The 17,999-nt window shown below is 70.9% G+C and carries 15 protein-coding genes; 7 read left to right on the top strand and 8 right to left on the bottom strand.

Annotation, left to right across the window (positions count from 1 at the left end):
- On the top strand, positions 1 to 825 hold an 825-nt coding region (locus VIG79_RS10315), incomplete at its 5' end, for a serine hydrolase (RefSeq protein ID WP_331885243.1).
- 31 nt (positions 826 to 856) lie between these two features.
- Here VIG79_RS10315 and VIG79_RS10310 read toward each other — a convergent pair.
- Entirely contained in the window at positions 857 to 2,233 is a 1,377-nt protein-coding gene (locus VIG79_RS10310) for a M20/M25/M40 family metallo-hydrolase (RefSeq protein ID WP_331885241.1), read from the bottom strand.
- A 136-nt stretch (positions 2,234 to 2,369) separates the two neighbouring features.
- Here VIG79_RS10310 and VIG79_RS10305 point away from each other — a divergent pair, with 136 nt between their 5' ends.
- Genes VIG79_RS10305 through VIG79_RS10280 form a run of 6 tightly spaced genes read left to right on the top strand, consistent with a single transcriptional unit; the run spans position 2,370 to position 9,463 of the window.
- Positions 2,370 to 4,214, top strand: a complete 1,845-nt coding sequence (locus VIG79_RS10305; RefSeq protein WP_331885239.1) for an ABC transporter substrate-binding protein — start codon at positions 2,370 to 2,372, stop codon at positions 4,212 to 4,214.
- Positions 4,215 to 4,236: 22 nt separating this feature from the next.
- Entirely contained in the window at positions 4,237 to 5,319 is a 1,083-nt protein-coding gene (locus VIG79_RS10300) for an ABC transporter permease (protein ID WP_331885237.1), read from the top strand.
- A gap of 1 nt (position 5,320) precedes the next feature.
- Positions 5,321 to 6,229 (top strand): ABC transporter permease, encoded by a 909-nt coding sequence (locus VIG79_RS10295; RefSeq protein ID WP_331885235.1) that lies wholly within the window; start codon positions 5,321 to 5,323, stop codon positions 6,227 to 6,229.
- Positions 6,229 to 7,905, top strand: a complete 1,677-nt coding sequence (locus VIG79_RS10290; protein WP_331885233.1) for an ABC transporter ATP-binding protein — start codon at positions 6,229 to 6,231, stop codon at positions 7,903 to 7,905. Before VIG79_RS10295 ends, VIG79_RS10290 begins: the two co-directional genes overlap by 1 nt.
- Complete coding sequence (locus VIG79_RS10285; protein ID WP_331885231.1) at positions 7,902 to 8,831, top strand: LD-carboxypeptidase; 930 nt, start codon at positions 7,902 to 7,904, stop codon at positions 8,829 to 8,831. The genes VIG79_RS10290 and VIG79_RS10285 overlap by 4 nt, the downstream gene beginning before the upstream one ends.
- Positions 8,828 to 9,463 carry an SIS domain-containing protein gene (locus tag VIG79_RS10280; protein WP_331885229.1) on the top strand — a complete coding sequence of 212 codons (636 nt, stop codon included), beginning with the start codon at positions 8,828 to 8,830 and terminating at the stop codon, positions 9,461 to 9,463. The genes VIG79_RS10285 and VIG79_RS10280 overlap by 4 nt, the downstream gene beginning before the upstream one ends.
- A 4-nt stretch (positions 9,464 to 9,467) precedes the next feature.
- Here VIG79_RS10280 and pstB read toward each other — a convergent pair whose 3' ends face one another.
- The 7 genes from pstB to mshD all read right to left on the bottom strand — a co-directional run.
- Positions 9,468 to 10,244, bottom strand: coding sequence for a phosphate ABC transporter ATP-binding protein PstB (gene pstB, locus VIG79_RS10275; protein WP_331885227.1), 777 nt, complete (start codon positions 10,242 to 10,244; stop codon positions 9,468 to 9,470).
- 31 nt (positions 10,245 to 10,275) lie between these two features.
- A complete protein-coding gene (gene pstA, locus VIG79_RS10270; protein WP_331885225.1) occupies positions 10,276 to 11,286 on the bottom strand; it encodes a phosphate ABC transporter permease PstA in 1,011 nt (336 codons plus the stop codon).
- Complete coding sequence (gene pstC, locus VIG79_RS10265) at positions 11,283 to 12,296, bottom strand: phosphate ABC transporter permease subunit PstC (RefSeq protein WP_331885223.1); 1,014 nt, start codon at positions 12,294 to 12,296, stop codon at positions 11,283 to 11,285. Before pstC ends, pstA begins: the two co-directional genes overlap by 4 nt.
- A 27-nt stretch (positions 12,297 to 12,323) precedes the next feature.
- Positions 12,324 to 13,442: a phosphate ABC transporter substrate-binding protein PstS gene (gene pstS, locus VIG79_RS10260; protein WP_331885221.1), complete on the bottom strand. Its 1,119-nt coding sequence runs from the start codon at positions 13,440 to 13,442 to the stop codon at positions 12,324 to 12,326.
- A gap of 446 nt (positions 13,443 to 13,888) precedes the next feature.
- Positions 13,889 to 14,851 (bottom strand): NUDIX hydrolase, encoded by a 963-nt coding sequence (locus tag VIG79_RS10255; RefSeq protein WP_331885219.1) that lies wholly within the window; start codon positions 14,849 to 14,851, stop codon positions 13,889 to 13,891.
- Between the two features lie 27 nt (positions 14,852 to 14,878).
- Positions 14,879 to 17,137: an RNA degradosome polyphosphate kinase gene (locus VIG79_RS10250; protein WP_331885217.1), complete on the bottom strand. Its 2,259-nt coding sequence runs from the start codon at positions 17,135 to 17,137 to the stop codon at positions 14,879 to 14,881.
- 4 nt (positions 17,138 to 17,141) lie between these two features.
- A partial coding sequence (gene mshD, locus VIG79_RS10245) for a mycothiol synthase (protein WP_331885215.1) occupies positions 17,142 to 17,999 on the bottom strand: 858 nt, incomplete at its 5' end.

The raw sequence follows: 17,999 nt of genomic DNA, 5'->3' as shown, positions 1-17,999 counted from the left end.
TGTCGAGTGGTCTGGCAACCTGGGCCGGTGCGACTGCCCGACCTCACGCCCGCCGACTGGTCGGTTCGGGTCGTCGACCTGGCCGACGGCTCGACCCTTGCCTCGCTGGACGAGGGCCGGGTGCTCCGGACCGCCAGCGTCGGCAAGCTGTTCCTCCTCGTCGAGGCGGCCCGTCAGGCCACCGCCGGTGAGCTCGACCTGGCCGAGCGCGTTCGGTGGCAGGCCGACGAGCGCGTCGAGGACTCAGGCCTCTGGTACCTCCTGGACCAGCGTGAGCTCTCGGTCCGCGACCTCTGCCTCCTCGTCGGGGCGGTGAGCGACAACCTCGCCACCAATGTCCTGGTCCGTGTCGTGGGGCTGCCGGCCGTGTCCGCCCGGACCGCTGCGCTCGGCTACACCGACTCGGGGCTGCTCGACCGGGTTCGTGACCAACGTGGTCCGTCACACGCGCCCACGCTGTCGGTCGGGACGGCCGCCGACCTGTCCGACCTCATGGGCCGCCTCCACGGCGGCGAGGTCGTCGACCGCGAGGTGTCCGCCATGGTGCTGCGCTGGCTGGCCGTCAACACCGACCTGTCGATGGTGGCGTCGGCGTTCGGCCTCGACCCGCTCGCGCACGCCGAACCCGACCGCGGCCTTCGGCTGGTCAACAAGACCGGGACCATCAGCACGGCCCGGGCCGACGTCGGCGTCGTCGAAGGACCCCGAGCCACCGTGGCTTACGCCGCCCTCGCGAACTGGAGTCCCGACGACGACCAACGGGACGCCGTCCTCGCCGGTATGCGCGAGGTCGGCCGGGCGATCCGCGGCTACGTCGGCGGCTGACCCCCGACGCTGAGCCCCGACGCCGAGCCGCTCACGCCCGCGTCAGGAAGTCGTCCAGGACCCGCAGACCCCAGAGCAACGACGCCACCGGGACCCGCTCGTCGACGCCGTGCACCCCCTCCGCGACGCGACCGTCGGGGTCCTCGCCGAGGGGCGCGAACCCGTAGCCGGCGATCCCCAGCGGCGCGAAGGCCTTGGCGTCGGTGCCGCCACCCATGCAGTAGGGGAAGACGACCGCACCAGGGTCGGCGGCGCAGACGGCATCACGCATGGCCGCGAACCACGGGCCGTCCACCGGAGCCGACACCGGCAGTGAGTGCGCCGTGTACTCCCACTCGACCTCGTCGCCGATGAGCTCCGGCAGCGTCGCCTCGAGCTGGTCGGCATACCCCGGCGGGCAGCGGACGTCGACCTCGGCGGTGGCCGTCCCCGGGAGCACGTTGACCTTGTAGCCGGCGCTCAACATGGTCGGTGTCGTCTGCGCCCGGACCGTGAACCGAGCGACGTCGGCCATCGGGCCGAGCTCGTCGAGGCAGGCCTGCACACCCGCAGCGGTGTCGAGGTCGACGGACACCTCCAGCGCGTCGGCCGTCCCCTGGAGCTGCGCGCGCACCGCGGGCGAGAGGTGGATCGGCCAGGGATGGTGGGCCAGCCGGTGCAGCGCATCGACCAGCCGGCTCACGGCGGTGGCCGGGCCAGGCCGGGACGCGTGCCCGGCCACCCCGCTCGCGGTCAGCCGCACGTGCAGCGACCCCCGCTCGGCCGCAGCGATCGGGTAGCAGCGCACGTCCAGGTCGCCACGCGAGAGGCGGCGGAACATGCCGCCGCTCTCGCCGATCGCCGCCTCGACCCCGTCGAACAGCTCGGGGTGGGCCTCGGCCAGCCACCGCGCTCCGTAGGCGCCCTGGTCCTCCTCGTCGGCGACGAACGCCACGACGACGTCGCGCTGCGGCCGGACGCCTTCGCGCCCCCAGCGCAGCAGGGTGGCGAGGGTCATCGCGCACATGTCCTTCATGTCGACGGCGCCGCGCCCCCAGACGTAGCCGTCGCTCACCAGCCCGCCGAACGGGTCGACGCTCCAGTCGTCGGCCTCGGCCGGCACCACGTCGAGGTGGGCGTGCACGAGCAGGGCCGGCAGCTCACGACGCATACCCGGAACGCGGAGCACGACGTTCGCGCGGTCCGGGGCGTCGTCGCGGGCCAGCAGCCGCGGTGCCCAGCCGACCGACTCGAGACGGGCGGCGACCCAGGTGGCCGCCTCGCGCTCACCGGCGCTGGTGCCGCGACCCCAGTTCGTCGTGTCGAACCGGATCAGCCTCGACAGCAGGTCGACGACCTCCGCATACGTTCCGGATCCTCCGTCCGCACCTGGTTCCTCGGTGGTGCTCGTCCTGTGGTCGGCGGTCATCTCTTCCCATCTGAGCGGTCCTGTGCCAAGGTCGTGTCAATTGTTACCGGAACATGCGCCGAACACAGTAGTTAGTAACCACCCCTTTGAGTTACGTATCCGGCACGCCGTCGGGGCGAGAGAGGCGTCAACCAGGATGACAAACCACCACACGCCGTCAGGCCGACCCCTGCTGCGCCGCGCCGCCGCCTTCGCGGTGGCCGCGGTCGCGCTGGCCGCTCCCGCGGTGGCCGGCACCACGCTCCCGGCGCACGCCGCCGATGCGGCGCCGGCCGTCAAGGTCGCCATCGCGACCGACATCGACACCTTCAACCCGTTCCTGGCGATCCTGGCCAGCAGCACCGGGATCCTGCGGTTCCAGTACGAGAACCTCGTCCAGTACGGCGTCAACAACGAGCCGGTGCCGGGGCTGTCGGACAAGTGGGAGACCTCCACCGACGGCAAGACCTGGACCTACCACATCCGCGACGGCATGAAGTGGTCGGACAGCCAGCCGCTCACCGCCGACGACGTGGCCTGGACCTTCAACGCGGTCAAGACCAACCCGGCGCTCCAGAAGGCCAACGGCGGGCTCGTCGAGAACGTCCAGAGCGTCGCGGCCAAGGATCCGTCGACCCTCGAGCTGACGCTGACCGCGCCGCAGGCGTCCAACCCGGGGTTCGAGCTGCCGATCGTCCCCAAGCACGTCTGGGAGAAGGAGGCCGACCCGTCGAAGTACGCCAACGACACCGACACCGTCGGGTCCGGCCCGTTCACCATCAAGTCGTACCAGAAGGGCGTCAGCGTCCAGCTCGTCGCGAACCCGAACTTCTGGCGCGGCCCGGCCAAGGTCTCCGGCCTGACCTACGCGTACTACAAGAACACCGACGCGGCGGTCCAGGCGCTGAAGAACGGCGAGGTCGACATCGTCGGGAGCCTCACCCCCGCCCAGTTCACGTCCCTCAAGGACCAGTCGGGCATCACGACCAACCAGGGCGCCGGGCGCCGCTACACCGCCCTGGCCATCAACCCCGGTGCGATCGACGCGCAGGGCAAGCCGCTCGGCGACGGCAACGCTGCGCTCCAGGACCCGGTGCTCCGCCAGGCGATCGTCAAGGCCGTCGACAAGCAGACCCTGCTGACCCGCGTCCTCCAGGGCCTGGGCAAACCGGGCCTCACCGAGATGCCGGGCGTCTACCCCAGCTACACCGGGTATGCCCCCGGCTACACCGCGCCGACCTTCGACATCGCCGGGGCGAACCAGCTGCTCGACCAGGCCGGCTACGCCAAGGGCGCCGACGGGAACCGGACCGACAAGTCTGGCAAGCCGTTGACCCTGCGGCTGATGGGCCGCAACTCCGACCCGACGCACGCGCAGATGGCCGAGTTCGTCAAGGGCTGGATGGGTCAGATCGGCATCCCGCTGACGGTCAGCATGGTGACGCCGAACCAGGTCAACGACGACTCGACGCTGGGCAAGTACGACCTGTACTTCACCGGCTGGGGCATCGGGCCCGACCCGGACTTCCAGCTGTCGATCAACCAGTGCAGCTCGCGACCCAACGCCGACGGCTCGGGCGCGACGAGCGAGAACAACTGGTGCGACCCGGCGTTCGACGCCCTCTACAAGGCCCAGCACACCGAGCTCGACGCCGCCAAGCGGGCGGACCTCGTCAAGCAGGCCTTCACGATGATCGACAAGGCCGCCATCAACAGCGTGGTCTGGTACGCCGACACGCTGGAGGCGTGGCGCAGCGACAAGTTCACCGGCTTCGTCAAGCAACCGGAGAACACCGGAGTCGTCATGGGCCAGAACGGCTACTGGGGCCTCTACGGCGCCACGCCGGTGTCCGCTGACACCGCGGCGGCGGCTGGTACCACGGCGAGCAGCGGGATGCCGGGATGGGTGATCGGGCTGGGCATCGTCGCGGTCATCGTGGTGATCGGGGCCATCGTCCTGCTGAGCATGCGTCGCCGCGCGACCGCGGCTGACCGCGAGTGAGCCGGCAGCCGAAGGCGTGGCGATGAGCATCGCGCCCGGGAGCGATGCGCTCGCCCGCGACGAGGCCGGGGTCGACGTAGCGTCGACCTCACCGGACGCCGCGGGACCCGACGAGTCCGGGCCCCGCGGCTCGACCCTCCCGCGCTACCTCGCGGTCAAGGCCGGTGGCGCCCTGATCAGCCTGGCCATGGTCGTCGTGCTCGGGTTCTTCTCGTTCCGGATCCTCCCCGGGTCGGACCCGGCCATCAACCTCACCCGGGGCCGCCAGGTCAGCGCGGCGGAGGTCGAGCGGCTGCGACACGAGTTCGGGCTGGACCAGTCGCTGATCGCGCAGTTCTTCCGCTACGTCGGCGACCTGCTCACCGGCAACCTCGGGACCTCCTTCGTCTACAACCAGTCGGTCTCCTCGCTGATCGCCGAGAAGATCGGGCCGACCTTGCTGCTGACCGGGACCGCCGCGCTGATCTCGATCACCCTGGGCCTGTGGCTCGGGCAGCTGGCGGCTTGGCGCCGCGGCAGCTGGTTCGACAAGCTGCAGACCGGGACGGCGCTGACCTTCTGGTCGGTGCCCACGTTCTGGCTCGGGCTGATCCTGCTCCTCGTCTTCGCCGGCATGCTGCACCTGTTCCCGGCCGGCGGGATGACGACGGCGGGTAGCGACGAGACCGGGTTCGCCTACGTCCTCGACGTGCTGCACCACCTCACGCTGCCGGTGGTGACGATGGTCGCGGTCGTCTACGCGCAGTACCTCATGGTGATGCGAGCGTCGGTGCTCGAGGAGATGTCGGCCGACTACCTCACGACGGCCCGCGCCAAGGGCCTGCCCGAGGACAAGGTGCGCGCGCGGCACGCGGTGCCCAATGCCCTGCTGCCGACCGTGACGCTGATCTTCCTCCACGTCGGCGGCCTGATCGGCGGTGCGGTCACGGTGGAGACGGTGTTCTCCTGGCCCGGCCTGGGCTTCCTCACCTTCACCGCCCTGAGCGCCCCGGACCTGCCGCTGCTCCAGGGCACCTTCGTCGTGTTCTCGACGATCGTCATCCTCATGAACTTCGTCGCGGACCTGCTGTACCGCGTGCTCGACCCCCGGCTGAAGGCGGCATGACATGAGCGTCGACGCGCGACCCACCTCGGGACGTCAGGCCGTCGCGGCGCGGCGTCGGGCTGCCGCGCTGCACGTCTGGCAGGAGTTCGTGCGCACCAGGTCCGGAGTGGTGGGCCTCGTCCTCCTCGCCGTCATCATCGTGATTGCGATCCTCGCGCCGGTGCTTGTTCCGGCGGAGTCCCTCGACGTCACCCAGATCACCGCGCCGACCAACCACCCGCCGATGCCCGGCTACCCGCTGGGTACCGATCCACAGGGCCGCAGCGTGCTGGGGATGCTGATCTGGGGCGCCCGCGTCTCGTTGCTGGTCGGGTTCGCCGCGACAGCGGTCTCGATGGTGATCGGCACCACGACGGGCATGGCGGCCGGGCACTTCACCGGCACCTCCCGCGCCGTGATCATGCGGGTGATCGACTTCTTCCTCGTCATCCCCGGCCTCGTCCTCGCGATCGTGCTGTCGTCGGTCCTCAGCCGGGGCGTCTGGACGATCATCATCGCGATCGGCGTGACCAGCTGGGCGGGCACCGCCCGCGTCGTCCGTGCGCAGACCCTCACCATCGAGTCCCGCCCGTACATCGAGCGCGCCAGGGCCCTCGGCGCCGGCGACCGTCACCTCCTCGGGCGGCACGTCCTGCCGGCAGTACTACCGCTGGTCCTGGCCAACACCACGCTCACCGTGGGTTCGGCGGTCATCGCCGAGTCGACGCTGTCGTTTCTCGGGCTCGGCGACCCGACCCAGATCTCCTGGGGGTCGATGCTCAAGACGGCGCTGGACACCGGAGCCGCCACCGCCGGCTACTGGTGGTACGTCCTGCCGCCCGGCCTGGCCATCGTCGTCGTCGTCCTCTGCTTCACCCTGGTCGGCCGCGCCCTGGAGTCGGTGCTCAACCCGACGCTTCGGCGGCGCTGATGACCTCGCATACCGAGTCGCCCACCGGAGCCGCGCTGGCCTGGCGGGACGTCCGGATCACCTACACGACCAGCCGCGGCGACGACACCGAGGTGGTCGCCGTCGACGGCGTCGACCTCGCCGTCGAGCCCGGGGGAACGGTCGGCATCGCCGGGGAGTCGGGCTGCGGGAAGTCCACCCTGGCCATGTCGGCCCTACGGCTGCTGCCGCACAACGCGACCCTGACCGGGACCGTCGAGCTGGGCGGCGAGGATCTCACGGCGATGCGCTGGGGTCGGCTGCGCGCGGTGCGGTGGACCCAGGGCGCGATCGTGTTCCAGGGGGCGATGAGCTCGCTGAACCCGGTGCGCACCGTGGGCTGGCAGATCGCCGAGGCCCTGGAGCTGCACGGCACGTCGGCCACCGCCTCCGCGACGGCGCGGGCCGCCCGGGTCCGCGCGCTGCTGGAGATGGTCGACCTCCCGGCCCAGAAGTCGAGGGCCTACCCGCACGAGCTGTCCGGCGGCCAGAAGCAGCGGGTCATGATCGCCATGGCGCTCGCCTGCGACCCGGACGTCATCATCGCCGACGAGCCCACGACGGCCCTGGACGTCGTCGTGCAGGCCCAGGTCCTCGACGTGCTCACGGCACTGGTCCGCGACCGGGGCCTGACCCTGGTGATGATCAGCCACGACCTGTCCGTCCTCGCCGCGGTGTGCGACCGGATCGTCGTCATGCAGCAGGGGCGCATCGTCGAGGAGGGTCCAGCGCACGAGGTGATGGTGAACCCGCAGCACGCCCACACCCGGGAGCTGGCAGCGGCGTTCCCGGAGATCGGCGACCCGGCCTCGCGGCGTCGCGTCGGCCGGGCGGACCGCACCGAGGTGGCCGACCGGGTCGAGCCCCCGCGTACCGAGAAGACGGCGTCGCCCCTGCTCGCCGTGGACGACCTCGTCGTCGACTTCGTCGCCCGCGGCCAGCAGATCCGCGCGGTCGACCACGTGACGATGGCCTGCGCCGCGGGCGAGGTCGCGGCCCTCGTCGGCCAGTCCGGGTCGGGCAAGACGACACTCGCCCGGACCATCCTCGGTCTGCATCCGCCGACCTCGGGGTCGATCCGGTATGCGGGTGCCGAGCTACCGCGGGACCGTGCCGGTCTCAAGGCCTACCGACGGCAGGTCCAGTTCGTCCTCCAGGACCCCACTGCCTCGCTCAACCCCAAGCACACCGTCTACGAGGCCGTCGCCGAGGGCATCCGGATCCACCGGCTCCCCGGCGACGAGCGGGAGCGGGTCGCGACGGCGATGAGCCAGGCCGAGCTCACCCCGCCGGAGGCGTACTTCGGCGTCATCCCGCAGGAGCTGTCCGGTGGGCAGCGACAGCGCGTGGTGATCGCCGGTGCGCTGGCCCTCGAACCGAGCTACCTCGTCGCCGACGAGCCGGTCGCCAGCCTGGACGCCTCGGTCCGCGGCGAGATCCTCGCGCTGCTGCTCCGTCTCAAGCGCGACCTCGGGCTGGGCGCCCTCGTCATCACGCACGACCTCGGCCTCGCCTGGAACATCGCCGACCGCGTCATGGTGATGCACCACGGCCGGATCGTCGAGGACGGCACCGTCGAGCAGGTCCTCCTCGACCCCCAGGACGACTACACCAAGACTCTGCTGTCCGTCGTCCCCTCGCGGCTGGCCCAGCGGTGAACCCGGCCGCACTCGGGCCCCTGCACCCGGGGGACCGGGTCGCGCTCGTCGCCCCGGCCGGGCCGACCGCCGTCGACCAGCAGGAACGGGCGCGGGAGCTCCTGACGGGGTGGGGGCTCGACCCGGTGGGCTACCCGTCGGCGACGGCGCTGCACCCCCGGGCGGCGTACCTCTCCGGGGCCGACCTCGTCCGCGCGCAGGACCTCGTCGAGGCATGGTGCGACCCCGACATCGCCGGGATCTTCTGCCTGCGCGGCGGCTACGGCACGATCCGCGTCCTCGACCTGCTCGACGAGGACCGGATGCGAGCCGCCGGACCCACCCCGCTCTTCGGCAGCTCCGACGTCACCGCTCTGCACGAGTGGCTGCGCGAGCGGCTCGGGACGCCCACGTGGTTCACCCCGATGATCGGCACCGGGTCGCTACTGGACGACGAGGTGGCCGTCGAGTCGTTGCGGAGCGCGGTGTTCGAGCCGGCGGCGGGTCGCCGCATCGCTCGTGAGGGCGCGGAGCCGCTGGTGACCGGCACCGCTCACGGCACCCTCGTCGGCGGGAACCTGTCGCTGCTGGCGATGACCATCGGGGCGCGTGGCCGCGTCGTCGACAACACCGGGGCGATCGTCCTGCTCGAGGACATCACCGAGGGGACTTATCGGATCGACGGCTACCTCATGTCGTTGCTGCGGTCCGGCTGGTTCGACGGGGTGACCGGCGTCGCGCTCGGGAGCTGGGTGGAGTGCGGTCCGCTGGAGGAGGTCCGCGACCTGTGCACAGAGCTGCTCGCCCCGTTGGGCGTCCCGGTCGCGTGGGAGCTCGGATTCGGCCACGGACCCGGGTCGCAGAGCGTGCCCCTCGGCGTGGCTGCGACGTTAACCGTCCAGGCGGGCGACGTCGCACTGACCGTAGACGCGGCGAGGGCGGCATGAGCGACGTGGCGACCAGCCGGCCGCGGTCCGCGACGGTGCTCAAGACCCGGCTGCTCGACGCCCACCGCGACGAGTTCGCCGCTGCGCTCGCCTGGGCGGCCGAGGACCCGAGCCTGGAAGCGGCGGCCGCGCGGATCACGGCGGCGCGCCGTCGGTTCGTGCTCGGGGCGGCCACGTCGTTCACCTATGCGTCGCTGCTCGCCGCCAAGCTGAGTGCCGCCCTGGCCAAGGTCACCCTCGTCGACGGGACCATCGTCCGACCCCTGGAGATCCTCTCGGACGTGCACGACTCGGACGTGCTGATCGCGATCTCGTTGCAGCCCTACCGGCGCTACACCGTCGAGGTCGCCGCACCGTTCGTGGAGGCCGGGGGGTCGCTGGTCCTCGTCACCGACAGCACCGCCGCGCCCCTCGTGGCGTATGCGGCCGAAGCGGTCGTCATCGCCGCGCGCCCCCCGGCGACCGACGTGTCCGACCGGCTCCACCCCGAGACCCCGGCGGCCTCGCCAGCGGCCGTCGGGCTGGTCGTCGACATCCTCACCGCGCTGTCGAGCGCCAGCGCCAAGGGCGCCCAGCGGCGCCTCGCGGAGCGGGAGCGGCTCGCGGTCGAGCTGGGCCTCTACCTCGGCTGAGCGGTCAGCCGAACCGGCCGCTGATGTAGTCCTCGGTGGCCTGTTCCTTGGGGTTGCTGAAGATCTTCTGCGTCGTGTCGATCTCCACGAGCCGCCCCGGCTTACCGGTGGCCGCGAGGTTGAAGAACGCGGTCCGGTCCGATACTCGCGACGCCTGCTGCATGTTGTGGGTGACGATGACGATCGTGTAGTCGGCCTTCAGCTCGCTGACGAGGTCCTCGATGGCGAGCGTCGAGATCGGGTCGAGCGCCGAGCACGGCTCGTCCATGAGGAGCACCTGGGGCTTCACGGCGATCGCGCGGGCGATGCAGAGCCGCTGCTGCTGGCCACCGGACAGGCCGGCGCCCGGTTTCTTGAGCCGGTCCTTGACCTCGGTCCACAGGTTGGCGCCGACCAGCGACTTCTCGGCGGCCTCGGCGAGGGCCTTCTTGTCCTTCATGCCGCTGAGCCGGAGTCCGGACACCACGTTGTCGTAGATCGACATGGTCGGGAACGGGTTCGGCCGCTGGAAGACCATGCCGATGGTCCGGCGAACGGCCACCGGGTCGACCGACGAGGCATACAGGTCTTTGTCGTCGAGCATGACCTGGCCCTCCACCCGGCCGCCGGGGACGACTTCGTGCATGCGGTTCAGGGTCCGCAGGAACGTGGACTTGCCACAGCCGGACGGGCCGATGAAGGCGGTCACCGACCGCGGCTCGATGGTGAGGGACACGCCCTCGACCGCCTTGAAGTCGCCGTAGTAGACGTTGAGGTCCTTGACGTCGATGCGCTTGGCCATGAGGTTCTTCCGGGTTCTGTGGGTATGCGGGTCAGCTGCGGACCGTGCTGAGGCGCGCCACCAGGCGGCCGATCACGTTGAGCAGCAGCACGATGAGGATGAGCGTGAGGGCGGTGGCCCACATCCGCTCGACCGCGGCGTCGATGCCGAGCTCGGTCCGGTCCTGGTTGATCATCGTGGGGAGGGTAGGCATGGGGCCGGAGAAGAGGTTCGTCGCGATGCTCTTGGTGTACGGCCCGAGGATGAGCAGCGGTGCGGTCTCGCCGATGATCCGGGCCAGCCCCAACAGGACTCCCGTGACGATGCCCGAGAACGCGGTCGGCAGGACGATGCGCACGATGGTGACCCACTTCGGCACACCGAGGGCATAGGAGGCCTCGCGCAGCTCGTTCGGGACGAGCTTGAGCATCTCCTCGGTGGACCGGACGACGACCGGCAGCATCAGCAGGACGAGCGCGAGGCATACCGCGAAGCCGACCCGCTGGAAGCCGAACGTCGTCACCCACACCGCATACACGAACAGCGCCGCGACGATGGAGGGCACGCCGGTGAGGATGTCGACCATGAACGAGACCGCGCGGGCCACGGCTCCGCGGCCGTACTCCACGAGGTAGATCGCCGTGAGCACGCCGATCGGGACGGCGATGAACGCGGTGACCCCGGCCTGGAGGAGCGTGCCCTGGATCGCGTGGATCGCGCCGCCGCCGACGTCGGTGGAGTTGATGTTGCGCTGGCTGTTGGTCCACCAGGACGACTGCAGCAGCAGGCTGACGCCCTTGCTGATGACGGTGAAGAGGATCCAGACCAGCGGCACCATCGCCAGGAAGAAGGACCCCCACATGACGATGCGGGCGATGACGTCCTTGACGGCGCGGCCGCGGGACTTGTGACCGAGGTCGAGGGGGGTCGACGGCCGGGGCGCTGAGTCGGTCAGCAGGGCGGCGGTCGGTGCGGTCCGGACCTCGAACTTGCGCAGCGCCGGGGCGCCGCCGTCGCGGTCGTGCACCGGCGACTCGGTGGCGGACACGGGCTGGGTCGTCATTCGCTGAAGGCCTTCCGCCGCTCGATGACGACCCGGGCGATCGCGTTGACGACGAAGGTCAGGACGAACAGGACCAGGCCGGCGGCGATGTAGGCGCCGGTCTTGGCCGGGGTGTCGAACTCGGCGGCGTTGTTGGCGATTCGCGAGGCGAAGGTCTCGCCGCCGTTGAACACCGAGAACGTCCAGGGCGTGTTGTCGGCGAGCTTCGAGACGAGGAAGGTGACGGCGATCGTCTCGCCGAGCGCCCGGCCGAGGGCCAGCATGGACGCCGAGATGACTCCAGGCTGGCCGAACGGCAGGACCGCGGTGCGGATCATCTCCCACCGGGTGGCGCCCAGCGCGAGGGCGCCCTCCTTGTGGGTGAGGGGCGTCTGGTCGAAGACCTCCCGCGACAGGGCGGTGACGATCGGCAGGACCATGATCGACAGGACGATGCCGATGAAGAAGATGGTGCCGCCGCTGATCCCGGTGGGGGAGAACAGCGGGAACCAGCCCAGGGCGTCCTGGAGTCCGCCCTCGACCGGCGAGATGAGGCTGCGGAACGTCAGTGCCGCCCAGAGTCCGTAGACGATGGACGGCACCGCGGCCAGCAGGTCGACCAGGCTGGCGGCCGGCCGCTTGAGCCAGCTCGGCGCGTACTGGGTGATGAACAGGGCGACGGCGACGCCGAACGGCACCGCGATGACCATCGCGATGGCCGACGACGCCACCGTCGTCCAGAGCAGCTCGACGATGCCGAACCGGGGTGTGTCGCCGCCCGGCGCCCACTCCCGTGAGGTGAGGAAGCTCGCCTGGTCCTTCAGGAGCGCCGGGATCGCCTGTGCGAGAAGGAAGACGCCGATCATGGTGACGAGCGCGATGACCAGCAGGCCCGCACCGCGGGAGGCGCCGGCGAACAGGCGGTCACCGAGTCTCCCGGTCGAGGCGTTGTCACCGTCGAGGTTCGGGCGCCCCGACGGCCCGTCGCCCGGGAACTGCGAGGCGACGGACGCACCGGTGATGGACGACACGGGTCGAGGTCCTCGTCGGTCAGACCGTCAGCTGACCGCGCCGACGGCGGCCACGACCTTGGTCTGGACCTCCTTGGGCAGCGGCGCGTAGCCCAGTTCCTCGAGACCGGACTGGGTGGCGTCGGAGGCGAAGCTGCCGAGGAAGCCCTTGACCGCCTTGCCCTTCGCCGGGTCCGCATACTTGCTGCAGACGATGTTGTAGGTGACCAGGACGATCGGGTAGGTGCCCGCGGCCTTGGTCGCGTAGTCGAGCTTGAGCGAGAGGTCGTTCCCGGTGCCGACCTGCTTGGCGCCGGCGACCATCTTGCCGGCGGTCTCACCGGTCAGCTCGACCGGCGTACCCGAGCCGGTGTCGATCTTGGCCATGGCCAGCTTGTTCTGCGTGGCGTAGGACCACTCGGTGTAGGTGACGCCACCGTCGGTCGAGGCGACCGCGCTCGAGACGCCGGCCGACTTCTCCTTGCCCTCGCCCTTGCCGGTCCACTTCTTGCCGGGGGCGGCGGTCCAGGCGGTCGGCGCGGCGGCCTTGAGGTAGTTGGTGAAGTTCTCCGTGGTGCCGGAGTCGTCGGAGCGGAAGAACACCTTGATCGGCGAGGCCGGCAGGGTGGCGCCGGAGTTCAGGGCGGTGATGGCCGGGTCGTTCCAGGTGGTGACGACGCCGTTGAAGATCTTTGCGGCCACGTCGGCGTTGAGGACGAGGTTGCTGACGCCCTTGACGTTGTAGGCGATGGCGATCGGGCCGGCGACCATGGGCAGGTTCCAGGCGTCAGAGCCGCAGGCGGTCTTGGCCGCGGTGGCCTCGTCGGTCTTGAGCGCCGAGTCGGAGCCGGCGAAGTCGACCTGCTTGCCGGTGAACTGCTTGATGCCGGCGCCGGAGCCGGTCGCGTTGTAGTTGATCGTCGCGTCGCTGCAGGCCGTCTGGTACGCCTTGATAGCGGCCTCGATAGCGTTCTTCTGGGCCGTGGAGCCCTCGCCGTTCAGGGTGCCGGAGAAGCAGTCGGCCGCGGCGGCAGAGCTGCCACCGGTCGCGGCGGCGCCGCCGGAGCCACTGGCTGCGCCGGAGTTGTTGTCGCTGCCGCACGCCGACAGGGCGACGGCGCCGGCCAGGGCCACGGCGCCGGCCGTAAGGACGCGGCTGGTACGCATGAGATGCACGGGGGATTCCCTTGTCTGTGGGGGGTTCCGGTCTGGGGGCGATGGGCCGGCTTTCCCGTCCGGCGCATCCGACTCGGACGCTAGGTGGCGCGGGTGACGTAAATCCCCCGGCGGGTGAACACCGGGTGAACGCGGGTCAAAGCCTTGGGGCCACCCGGTTTTCGCCCGGTAGGACGGCACCCCAAGAACCGGTATGCGCCCGCGGAGTCCACAACCCGGACATGTCTGAGTAGTGGTGGCGTCCTGGCTGTTTCGGCACACCTACGGCAGACATGTCTGAGAAGTCGGGGCCGGCCGGAGTCGGAGCACGCTTGAGTCCGGGCGGGTACGGGGCGGGGGCGGACAACTGGACAGGAACGAACGCCGACATCGGCCCCGAACGGGGCGCAGACCGGACTCTTTCCGGTCCACCGGTCCGCCCCATCGACGACAGTCCCTCAGGTGGGGTAGCGCTCCACGGCGATGATCCGGGCCGCATCCCCGATGTCGACGAGGTGGCATACCAGCACCTCGCCCTTGGCCATCCCGTCGTCCCCGGCCTCGGTCAGCGCGGTCGCCGCGTCCGGGCCGTCGTCGGCCGAGAGGTCGACCATCGCGTGCAGCCGCTCGAGCAGGCTCGGCAGCACCGGACCGTGGCTGCACATCGCCGCAGGCGCACCGCGCTCGACCATCCGCCGCAGGTGGTGGGCGCTGCGGTCGGGGTCCGCCGCATACCCCTCCTCGGACAGGCCGTCCCGGAGCCGCAGCGGGAGCCCGGCGGCGGCCGCGTACGGGCGGAGGGTGTCGGCGCAGCGCAGCGAGCTGGACGACACCAGCCGCGTCACGCCGTACGCGGCCAGGAGCGGCACGATCGACTGGGCCTGGACCTCACCGCGGTCGTCGAGGGGCCGTTCGGGGTCCGGCCGCGTCCAGGAGCCGCGCGGGCGCGCCTTGGCGTGGCGGACGACCGCCAGCGGCCAGGTCGTGAGCCGACCGGCGGCGTCGGCCCGGACGACCGCGCGCAGCTGGTCACGGTCGCGCGCGTAGTCGAGCTTGTCGTGGGCGGTGAGGACGTCGAGCCAGGCCACCTCGTCGATCTCGTTGACGAGCCGGCCCTCGCCACCGACCACCTCCGCGGCCCAGTAGCGGACCTGCTTGGTCGCGGGGACGCCGGTCCGGTCGAGCACCGTGTAGCTGGCCGGCGGGAGAGGCATCCCGAGGTGGACGTCGAGGCCGGTCTCCTCGGCCGTCTCACGGGTGGCGGCGACCGGGTACTCCTCGCCCGGGTCGAGCTTGCCCTTGGCCCAGGACCAGTCGTCGTACTTCGGCCGGTGCACCATCGCCACCTCGAGGTGGCCGCGGCGCCGTCGCCAGGGAACCGTCCCGGCGGCCGGGACGACGAGGGAGGGGGTGGCCGTCATCGGGTCACGTACCTGCCGGAGTCGTTCCTACCGACGCCGCGCCTTGCGGCGACGCTTGAGGTGAGTCTCGATCATGGCGGTCTGGAGGTCGGTGAGCGGCTCCCCCTCGGCGTCGCGGTGGTGGCGGGTCCACCGGCCGTCCTCGGCCAGCTCCCAGCGCGAGGTCGAGTCCGCGGTCCCCTTCTCCAGCAGCGAGGTGATCTCGGCGACGTGCTGCGGCTCGGTGACGCTCAGCAGCGCCTCGACCCGGCGGTCGAGGTTGCGGTGCATCATGTCGGCGCTCCCGAGGAACACCACCGGCTCGCCGTCGCCCCCGAACCAGAACACCCGGGAGTGCTCGAGGAACCGTCCCAGCGTCGAGCGGACCGAGATGTTGTGGCTCAGCCCTTCGACTCCCGGTCGCAGCGCGCAGATGGCGCGGACCCAGACATCGACCTGGACCCCGGCCTGGGAAGCGCGGTAGAGCGCGTCGATGATCTGTTCGTCGACGATCGAGTTGAGCTTGAAGATGATCCGGCCGTTGCCGCTCTGCTCGTGCCGCTCCACCTCGGCCTCGATCTGCTCCAGGAGGCCGGAGCGCACCGTCCGCGGAGCGACGAGGAGCCGCTTGAACCGGCTGCGGGGCGCGATCCCGGACAGCTGGTTGAACAGGCGGGTGAGGTCTTCGCCGACCTGTGGGTCACAGGTGAGGACCCCGAGGTCCTCGTAGATCCGGGCGGTCTTCGGGTTGTAGTTGCCGGTACCGATGTGGCAGTAGCGCACCAGGCCCTCGGCCTCCTGGCGGACGACCAGGCACAGCTTGGCGTGCGTCTTCAGCCCGACGATCCCGTAGACGACGTGGACGCCCGCCTGCTCGAGCTTGCGGGCCCAGCTGATGTTGTTGACCTCGTCGAACCGCGCCTTGATCTCGACGACGGCGAGGACCTGTTTGCCGGCCTCCGCCGCGTCGATGAGGGCGTCGACGATGGGCGAGTCGCCGGACGTGCGGTAGAGGGTCTGCTTGATTGCGAGGACGCGGGGATCGACGGCCGCCTGCTCGATGAACGCCTGGACCGACGTCGAGAACGAGTCGTAGGGGTGGTGCAGCAGGACGTCCTTGGACCGCACGACGGCGAACATGTCGCCCGGCTTGCTGCTCTCGGTCGGGGAGAGGTCCGGCTGGGTGAGCGGGACGAACGGGTCGTACTTCAGGTCCGAGCGCTCGAGGTCCCCCACGAGGAACAGGCAGCGCAGGTCCAGCGGACCGGGCAGCCGGTAGATGTCCTCACGGCCGATCTGGAGCTCGCGCGACAGCAGGTCGAGCACGTGGTCGTCGATGTCCTCCTCGACCTCGAGGCGGACCGGAGGCCCGAACCGGCGGCGTGTGAGCTCCTTCTCCATGGCGGTCAGGAGGTTCTCCGCGTCGTCCTCCTCGACCTCGACGTCCTCGTTGCGGGTGACCCGGAACGTGGTGTGCTCGTGCACCTCCATCCCCGTGAACAGCTGGTCGAGGTTGGCGGCGATGACGTCCTCCAGCGGCGCGAACCGCACGGCGTATGCGCCCTCGTGGTGCTCGCCGCCGACCCGGACGAGCCGCGGCAGCGACGGCGGGACCTTCACCCGGGCGAAGTGCTCGTTGCCGGTCTTCGGGTTGACCAGGGTCACCGCGAGGTTCAACGACAGGCCGGAGATGTACGGGAACGGGTGCGCCGGGTCGACGGACAGTGGCGTGAGCACCGGGAAGATGTGGTCGGTGAACAGCTCGTTCAGCGGCTCGCGCTCCTCCTCGCTGAGGTCGGGCCACCGGACAATGGTGATGCCCTGCTCAGCCAGCGCCGGCCGGACCTCGCCGAGGAACAGGTCGGCCTGGATGCGCTGCAGCTGACCCGCCACCTCGCTGATCTTCTCCAGCACCTCGCGCGGTTCGAGCCCCGCGGCGGACCGGACCGCGATGCCGGTCGCGATCCGGCGCTTGAGACCCGCGACGCGGATCATGAAGAACTCGTCGAGGTTGCTGCTGAAGATCGCGAGGAACTTGGCCCGCTCGAGCAGCGGGATGTCCTCGTCCATGGCCAGCTGGAGGACGCGCTCGTTGAGCTGCAGCCAGGAGATCTCTCGCTCGAGGAACCGGTCGGCCGGCAGCTCGTCCGGCGGCCGGATGAACCGGCCGTTCGCCGCCCGCGGCCGGTACCCGCGGGACGTCGTGATGGTGCTCGCGAGCGAGCGGAGGGCGCTCCCGTCCGCCCCGTCGTCGAACGCCTCGCGCTCGTGGAGGACGGCCGCCCGCTCCGACAGCTCTGTGCTCATGACCTCATCGTTTCACCTCGAGGTGAACCGGCGTCAACGTGCTGGGGGGCGCGGCGAACATGCGGTCCACCGACCGCGTCGTGAACCCCAGTCCGCGGTAGACCTTCAGGGCCGCCGGGTTGTCGCCGTCGACGTAGAGGATGACGTCCTCGACGCCCGCCCGGCGCAGATGCTGCAGGCCCAGCAGGGTCACCGGCCGCCCCAGACCCTCCCCCTGGTATGCGGGGTCGACCGCGACGACGTAGACCTCCCCGGTCCTGCCGCCCCGTGGCGCGTCGGGACCTCGGGTCCCACCCGGGGTCTCGACCGGGATCTTCGTCCAGTGGGAGGCGGCCACCGTGTCGGGGTCGTCCTCGGGCACGACGAGGATCAGCCCCTCGGGGTCGAACCAGGACTCCGTCATGCGAGCGTCGAGGTCGGCGCGGGTCATCCGGCCCTGCTCGGCGTGGTGCGCGAACGCCGCGGCGTTGACCCGGAGCCACTCCGCCTCGTCGTGTCCCGGCCGGAACGGGCGCGCCACGAGCCCGTCAGGCAGGACCGGTTCGTCGACCGGTCCGGCCTCGTCGAACCGGCGGCCCAGGACGAACAGCTCGCGGACCACCTCCAGCCCGTGGGCCGCCGCGAAGCGGTCCGCCGACACGAGGTCACCGTGCGCCCAGATCCGGGTCCCGCGCGGGACCCGCCCGATCAGCTCCGACCCGACCCCCTGCCGACGGTGGGAGGGCGCCACGACCAGCTCGGCGGACGGGGTCTCCTCCCCCTCGTCGACCTGCAGGTATCCGACGAGGTCGTCGTTCGCATACGCGAGGAGGTGCTCGACGGGCCGCCCCGAGCGTCCGCGCGCGGCGAGCAGCGACTGCTC

The sequence above is a fragment of the Lapillicoccus sp. genome (genome assembly GCF_036559105.1).
Lineage (GTDB): Bacteria > Actinomycetota > Actinomycetes > Actinomycetales > Dermatophilaceae > Lapillicoccus.
This window is presented reverse-complemented; position numbering and strand designations above follow the sequence as displayed.